The sequence below is a fragment of the Brevundimonas sp. genome, from assembly GCF_024711105.1.
Classification (GTDB): Bacteria; Pseudomonadota; Alphaproteobacteria; order Caulobacterales; family Caulobacteraceae; genus Brevundimonas.
On record NZ_JANJTL010000050.1, the window covers coordinates 21,647 to 28,201 of the forward strand.

At 71.8% G+C, this 6,555-nt stretch carries 9 protein-coding genes; 2 read left to right on the forward strand and 7 right to left on the reverse strand.

Annotated features, from left to right (window positions below):
- Positions 1-20: 20 nt before the first annotated feature.
- From Q0M60_RS04065 to gpmA, 4 genes are read right to left on the reverse strand one after another with little or no spacing between them, the layout of a single operon-like run.
- Positions 21-1,271 (reverse strand): pentapeptide repeat-containing protein, encoded by a 1,251-nt coding sequence (locus Q0M60_RS04065; RefSeq protein WP_366855522.1) that lies wholly within the window; start codon positions 1,269-1,271, stop codon positions 21-23.
- Complete coding sequence (locus tag Q0M60_RS04070; protein ID WP_296816247.1) at positions 1,268-2,542, reverse strand: pentapeptide repeat-containing protein; 1,275 nt, start codon at positions 2,540-2,542, stop codon at positions 1,268-1,270. The genes Q0M60_RS04065 and Q0M60_RS04070 overlap by 4 nt, the downstream gene beginning before the upstream one ends.
- 52 nt (positions 2,543-2,594) lie before the next feature.
- Positions 2,595-3,224 carry a bifunctional diaminohydroxyphosphoribosylaminopyrimidine deaminase/5-amino-6-(5-phosphoribosylamino)uracil reductase RibD gene (gene ribD, locus Q0M60_RS04075; protein ID WP_296816250.1) on the reverse strand — a complete coding sequence of 210 codons (630 nt, stop codon included), beginning with the start codon at positions 3,222-3,224 and terminating at the stop codon, positions 2,595-2,597.
- Complete coding sequence (gene gpmA / locus Q0M60_RS04080; RefSeq protein WP_296816252.1) at positions 3,221-3,934, reverse strand: 2,3-diphosphoglycerate-dependent phosphoglycerate mutase; 714 nt, start codon at positions 3,932-3,934, stop codon at positions 3,221-3,223. Before gpmA ends, ribD begins: the two co-directional genes overlap by 4 nt.
- Positions 3,935-4,033: 99 nt before the next feature.
- Here gpmA and Q0M60_RS04085 point away from each other — a divergent pair, with 99 nt between their 5' ends.
- Positions 4,034-4,255 (forward strand): hypothetical protein, encoded by a 222-nt coding sequence (locus Q0M60_RS04085; protein ID WP_296816255.1) that lies wholly within the window; start codon positions 4,034-4,036, stop codon positions 4,253-4,255.
- Entirely contained in the window at positions 4,248-5,198 is a 951-nt protein-coding gene (locus tag Q0M60_RS04090) for a KpsF/GutQ family sugar-phosphate isomerase (RefSeq protein WP_296816257.1), read from the forward strand. The genes Q0M60_RS04085 and Q0M60_RS04090 overlap by 8 nt, the downstream gene beginning before the upstream one ends.
- 6 nt (positions 5,199-5,204) lie before the next feature.
- On the opposite strand, the gene Q0M60_RS04095 is transcribed toward Q0M60_RS04090, so the two are convergent.
- The 3 genes from Q0M60_RS04095 to Q0M60_RS04105 all read right to left on the reverse strand — a co-directional run.
- Entirely contained in the window at positions 5,205-5,855 is a 651-nt protein-coding gene (locus Q0M60_RS04095) for a methyltransferase (RefSeq protein ID WP_296816260.1), read from the reverse strand.
- On the reverse strand, positions 5,852-6,295 hold the full coding sequence (locus Q0M60_RS04100; RefSeq protein ID WP_296816263.1) for a hypothetical protein: 444 nt from the start codon (positions 6,293-6,295) through the stop codon (positions 5,852-5,854). The genes Q0M60_RS04095 and Q0M60_RS04100 overlap by 4 nt, the downstream gene beginning before the upstream one ends.
- Positions 6,292-6,555, reverse strand: a 264-nt coding sequence (locus Q0M60_RS04105; protein ID WP_296816266.1) for a fatty acid desaturase, incomplete at its 5' end; no start/stop codon positions are given. The genes Q0M60_RS04105 and Q0M60_RS04100, both read right to left, overlap by 4 nt.

The following is a 6,555-nucleotide window of genomic DNA, read 5'->3' on the forward strand; positions in this document are numbered from 1 at the left end:
CGGCGAGGGGCCGCCTTTTTCTATGCGGCGAGGTCCAGGCCCTCGACGCCGTCGAGCCTTGCGCCCGCGAGCTTGGCTCCGCGCAGGATGCAGCCGTTGAGATCGGCGCCCCTGAGGTCGGCCTTCTCGAGCACGGCCCCGGACAGGTCGGCGCCCTGGAGCTGCACGTAGCGGAGCTGAGCTCCGCCAAGCGTCACCGGTATCGACCGGTCCGCGCCCAACGGCAGAGGCCCGAACTGAGCCTGGCGAAGGTCCGCCTTGACCAGATTGGCCCCGGCCAGGCGCGCGCCGCGCAAATCCGCTCCTCGCAGGTTCACGCCCCGCAGGTCGGCGCCCTCCAGATTGGCGCCCTGCAGCTCGATATTGGACAGGTCCATGCCCACGAGGCAGGCCTGGCGCGCGCTGATCGCCGGCAGGCGTCGGCCGCGCAGCCCGTCCAGCAGCGGCCGCAGGTCGGCGCCGTCGAGGCGGGCCGGGGATCCCGACTGGCCGCCGCTGCGGGACCAGGTCTCGGAGGCCGCGATCGCCTGGGCCAGGGCGTCGATCCCGCCCGCGTCCGTCGATGGCGCGCGCAGGCATCCGTCCAGGTTGGCGCGGTTCAGGTTGGCTCGGCTCACGTCCACGCCAGTCAGGACCGCGCCGAGGAAGTTGGCGCCCTCCATGTTGGCGCCGGCGATGTCCGCCCCCTCCAGGATGGCCCCCGCGAGATTGGCGTCCTTGAGATTGGCGCCCGCCAGCTTCGCGCCCCGCATGGCGCAGTCGGTGAAGTCGGCGGCGAAGGCCGAAACGCCATTGAAGTTGGCGTTCTCGAGCGTCGCACCGGAGAAGTTGGCCTCGTCGGCCTCGCCGGTGCGGCTCTCGTGGCGAAGGGCGGTCAGCCCCTTTTCGGGATGGGGCACGCCGATGCGACCTTCGCGGAAATCCGCCTGGGTCAGGTCGGCCAGCGACAGGTTGGCGCCCTTCAGGCAGGTCCCGCGGAGATCGGCGCGACGCAGGTTGGCGCCGCGCAGGTCGGCCTTTCTCAGGTCGCAGCCGAACAGGACGGCGCGTTCCAGACGGGCCCTGATCAGGCGTGCGCCATCGAAGACGCAGCCGGTGAAGTCCGCGTCGTCGAGGATCCGGCCGGACAGGTCCAGGCCCGACAGGTCGATGAATTTGAGCATGGCGCGTCGGCCGCCGGATCGGCCCGTGACATAGCGTTCGTGCGCCTGGGCGAGCAGGTCGAAGTCACCCTGGCTGAGGAGACGGCGGCCGTTGGGGGAGCTGCTCACGTCCAGGCCTCCGTGCAGATGGACTCGCCGCCGCGCGCGCCGTCGAGTCGGGCGAGGGTGAAGACGGCCAGCCTCGTCGCGGCGCCGTGCAGATTGGCGCGTCGAAGGTCAGCCTGAACGAGCCGAGCGTGCTTCAGGTCCGCGCCGGCGAGATCGGCGCCCCGCAGCACCGCTCCGGACAGATCCGCCGCCAGCAGCCGGTCCTCGCCGATCAGCAGCGGGCCGAGATGCGCCTCTCGCAGGTCCGCGCCGTTGAGCCGCGCGCCGGCGAGACGGGCGCCGCGCAGGTCCGCGCCCCGGAGCTTGCAGGCGCGCAGGTCGGCGCCCTCCAGGTGCGCGCCCTGAAGCTGCACGCCTTCCATGTCGAGGCCGTAGAAGACCGCGCCCTTGGCCGACAGGGCGGTGAGATTGAAGCCGCGCACGGTCTTGAGCGCGCGAAGGTCCAGACCGTCGAACACCGAGGGGCGGCCTTCGGCGCCCGAGGTTTCGCACCAGCGCGAGTGAGCGCCCAGCCGCTCCGCGGCCTCGAGCGGAGAGACGCCCGGCTGGCTGGACTTCTCGTCGGTCAGCACGCCCTGCATGCGCGCGCCGTCGGTGCGCCAGAGCTCGGACTTCACGCCGACCAGGACCGCGTCGGTCAGGTCAGCGCCCGACAGGTCGGCGCCCGAGAGGTCCGCCCCCGCCAGGTCCGCCCCGGCCAGGCTCGCCTGTTTGAGGTTGGCCCGGACGAGCTTGCAGTCCCGCATCAGGGCGTCGGTGAAATCGGCGCGCACCGCCACGATCCCCGCCAGTCGCGAACGTTCGAGATTGGCGCCGACGAGGCTGACGCCGCTGGCGTCGGCGGCGCGGTCGGCCGGCTTGACCACGCGGAAGCCCGCCTCGCGGTCCGATGCGGCCAGGGTCCCTTCGCGCAGGTCGGACTCGAACAGGTCGGCGCCGGACAGGTCTGCCCCCCGAAGGCAGGCGCCCCTGAGATCGGCCCGGCGCAGCGAGGCGCCCGACAGGTCCGCCTCCTGGAGATCGGCCCCGAAGAAGTTGGCGTTATCTAGCCGGCAGCCGGACAGGTCCGTCCCGTGCATGACCGTGGCCGAGAAGTCGGCGTCGGAGAGATTGCGGCCCTTCAGGCTGAGGCCGGACAGGTCGCACCAGCCGAAGACGGCCCGCGCCCCGCCGGGCTGGGCGCGCCACAGCCGTTCGTGGCGGGCGCAGATCGCGTCCGCCTCGGCCTGGGTCAGCCGCCTGACTTCATGAGAATGGACGCGGTTCTGCATCGCCGCGAAGGCTAGCGCGGACGCGTTAAGGAAACCCTCGCGCTAACCGCGTTCAGCGAGCCAGCAGGCCCTTGATCTCCAGAGCCTGGGCCAGGGCGCCGTCGGGCACCCAGACGCGCATGTAGCCGGCTTCGCCGAGGCGGCGCAGTTCGGCCTCGAGGTCCGCCTGGGGCGCGGCGGCGAAGCGGGCGTCGAAGCCCTGGCCGTCCGGGCTGATGCGGACCAGCGGCAGGCCGGTCCTGAGGCGATTCAGATAGCCCTCGGCGAGGACGGACGCCTCTTGCGCCATGACGCCCAGCTCAACCTCCAGACCGGCGGCCCTGAGCTTCTCGACGCCCCGGCCGGCGGCGAAAGGGGAAGGGTCTTCGCAGGCCACCACGACCCGGTTGACGCCGGCGTCGATCAGCCGCTGGGCGCAGGAAAGCCGGCCCGAGGACCGGGCCCCGCAGGGCTCCATGGTGACATAGGCGGTGGCACCACGGGCGGACTCGCCGGCCGAGGGAATGGCCTGTTCCTCCGCATGCGGGCGGCCGCCGCGCGAGGTGGCGGCCTCGGCCAGCACCCGGCCGTCCTTGACCAGGACGCAGCCGACCGGCGGGTTGGGGGCCGTCTGGCCGAGCTGGGCCTCGGCCAGTTCGATGGCGCGGGCCATGAAGCGGCGATCGTCGTCGGTCTGGCTCATGGCAGCTCCGGCAGGTCCACGGCCCGCTCCTCGTCGAGATACTTGGCCGACAGCGGATCGAGGCTATCGTCGAGCACGATGGCCAAGGGGTTGCCGGTCGGGATCTCGACGCCGACGATGGCCTCGTCCGACACCTTGAACAGGTGCTTGACGATGGCGCGCAGCGAGTTGCCGTGGGCGGCGACCAGCACGTTCCGGCCCAGCTTCAGGCGCGGCGCGATGGCCTCCTCCCAGTAGGGCAGGACGCGGTCGAGCGTGGTCTTGAGGCTCTCGGTGGCCGGGACCTGGGCTTCGAGATAGCGGCGGTCCGAGGCGAAGTCGTGCTCGCCGCCCGGGGCCAGGTCCGGCGGGGGGATGTCGTAGCTGCGCCGCCAGATCTTGACCTGGTCCTCACCATGCCTGGCCGCCGTCTCGGCCTTGTCCAGCCCGGTCAGGCCGCCGTAGTGGCGCTCGTTCAGCCGCCAGTCCTTGGTCACCGGCACGAAGGTCTGTCCAGACGCGTCGAGCGCCAGATTGGCGGTCCGGATGGCGCGGGTCAGGACCGAGGTGAAGCACTCGTCGACGTGCAGCTCTGACGACTTGATCAGTTCGCCGGCCTTTCTGGCCTGGGCCTCGCCGGTCTCGGTCAGGTCGACGTCGACCCAGCCGGTGAAGCGGTTCTCGAGGTTCCACTGGCTCTGGCCGTGGCGCAGCAGGATCAGAAGCGGCATCGATATCCCTTGGTGACGAAGGCGTGGGCTAGACCCCGGCCGCCGCGCCCGTCAAGCGCCGGGTTGGAGGCCGCCGCGCCAGCGGCTATAGGCCGGACCATGTCGGACAAGGTCTTCTACGCGCTTTCGGGGCTGGTCGCCGTCGGCCTGATCGCCCTGGCCCTGGTCTGGCCGCCGCGCTCGGCGACCGGCCTGGACGAGACGCGCGCGCCGGCGCCCGCGCCTGCGCCGGCCGAGGCGGCGGCTGAGACCGCGCCCGTCGAGGAAGCTGAGCCGGTCGAAGAGTCCGCGGTCGCGGTCGAGGAGCTCGCCGGTGAGTGACGCGCTGACCGTCGGCCGTCGCGTCCTCGAGATCGAGGCGCGCGCGCTGGAGCAGCTGTCGGCCTCGCTCGGCGAGGCTTTCGAACAGGCCGTGTCGCGCCTGTCGGACCTGACCGGCCGGGTCATCTGCACCGGCGTGGGCAAGTCCGGCCACGTCGCCCGCAAGATCGCCGCCACCCTGGCCTCCACGGGGCGGCCGGCCATCTTCGTCCACGCCACCGAGGCCAGTCACGGCGACCTCGGCATGATCGGGCCGGAAGACGCGATCCTGGCCCTGTCCAAGTCCGGCGAGACCCGCGAGCTCGCCGATGTGGTCGCCTACGCCAAGCGTTTCGGTGCGCCCCTGATCGCCATGACGGCGCGGGCCGAGAGCGCGCTGGGCCGGGCTGCGGACATCCTGCTGCTGCTGCCCGACGCGCCCGAGGCGACACCGCAGGTCGACGCCCCGACCACCTCGACCACGCTGCAGATCGCGCTGGGCGACGCCCTGGCGGTGGCCCTGCTGGAGCGGCGCGGCTTCACGGCCCAGGACTTCCGGGTGTTCCATCCGGGCGGAAAGCTCGGGGCCATGCTGCGCACCGTGCGCGACCTGATGCATGGGGCCGACGAACTGCCGCTGGTGACGGGCGACGTCTCCATGCAGCAGGCGCTCCTGGAAATGACGCAGCGCCGTTTCGGCTGCGTCGGGGTGACCGACGGCTCCGGTCGGCTCGAAGGGCTGATCACCGACGGCGACCTGCGCCGGCACATGGAAGGCCTGATGGCCCACTCGGCCGCCGAGGTGATGACCCCGGCCCCCAAGACCGTGACGCCCGACACTCTCGCCGCCGAGGCGCTCAAGCTGATGAACGAGGCGCGCATCACCGTGCTGTTCGTCGTCGATCAGGGCCGCCCGGTCGGCATCGTGCACGTCCACGACCTGCTGCGCGCCGGCGTGATCTGAGACGGCTTAGGCCAGGGCCCAAACCCCGCTTCGCTCGACCGCCTGGTCCTCCAGTTCGCGCGTGGTCGGCACCTGATATTCGGCCAGCCGGACCAGGCCTTCCTTCGGGAAATAGGTGCGGCCGGGGTCGCCGATCAGGACGCGCGTTCCCCGATCCGCCGCCTGGCGCAGCCATGGCAGGACGCGGTCGGCCATCGGCTTTTCATAGAAGACGTCGGCGGCGCAGATCAGCTCGACCTCGGGCGGCGGGCCGCCCAGCAGGTCGGCGGTGGTGAAGTCCAGGCGCACGCCGTTGGCCTCGGCGTTGGCCCGGACGGCGGCCTCGGCGAAGGGGTCTATGTCGCTGCCCAGCACATGCGCGGCGCCCGACTTCATCGCCGCGATGCCGACCAGGCCGGAGCCGGTGGCGAAGTCGAGCACGCGGCGGCCGCGCGCCTCCTCGGGATGATCCAGCAGATAGCGCGCCAAGGCCTGACCGCCGGCCCAGGCGAAGGCCCAGAAGGGCGGCGGCAGGCCCATCTCGCCGAGCTCCTCCTCGGTCAGCCGCCAGATCGGCGTGACCTCGTCGGCCAGCCACAGCCGAATCTCGGGCGTGTGGCTGACGGGCTGGAGGCGGGTGTTGTCGCGTATGAAGGCGGCGGGATCGGCGATGCTCACGCCGCTCGATACTCGTGAAGCAGGAAGCGGTTCCAGCCCTTCTTGGTGCGGCTCTCGACCGCGAAGCGGAAGCCCGGCCCGCCGTCCTCCAGCGGCCAGTAGATGAAGCGCGCGAGGCCTTGCGGCATCTGCGCCTCCAAGGCGACGGCCTGGGCATGGACGTCGGAGCCGTCCGCCAGCCGGCCCTGCGACCGCTTGCCGTCGGAGGTGAAGGAGAAGAAGGCGAGCGCTCCGTCCTCGCCCGCGCCGAAGAAGGCGGTTTCCGTGTAGCTGAAGGTGGGCATGTCCCAGATAGCGTCGAGCCGGACCCAGCCCTTGCCGAAGGGCTCGAACCGCCGCGTGCAGACCAGCGGCCCGCCGTTGTGCTCTCCCTTATAGCGCCAGTCGCCCAGCAGGGGCTTTAGCGGGCCGAGCAGGCCACGGCCGGGTTTCCAGGTCACCCCGCCCTCGCCGAGGCCGTCCGCAGCACCTCGATGTAGCCCGGCGCCACTTCCATGCCCTCGGTCACGCCCCTGGCCGCCAGCAGGCGGTGGGCGCGGGGCAGGCTCCAGCAGGGCAGGTGCATGAAGACGTGGTGCTCGGCATGGAAGTTGACCCAGTAGGGGGCGATGAAGGCGCGTTCCCACCAGGCGGCGCGGGTGGTGCGGGCCTGGCGCAGGGGGTCGATGGAGGAGTTCTCGACGCAGGCGTGCTCGGCGAT

Bases quoted from the DNA above. Each gene is read 5' to 3' on its own strand.
- Q0M60_RS04070 (WP_296816247.1), bottom strand. From the start codon at position 2,542: ATGCAGAACCGCGTCCATTCTCATGAAGTCAGGCGGCTGACCCAGGCC.
- ribD (WP_296816250.1), bottom strand. From the start codon at position 3,224: ATGAGCCAGACCGACGACGATCGCCGCTTCATGGCCCGCGCCATCGAA.
- gpmA (WP_296816252.1), bottom strand. From the start codon at position 3,934: ATGCCGCTTCTGATCCTGCTGCGCCACGGCCAGAGCCAGTGGAACCTC.
- Q0M60_RS04085 (WP_296816255.1), top strand. From the start codon at position 4,034: ATGTCGGACAAGGTCTTCTACGCGCTTTCGGGGCTGGTCGCCGTCGGC.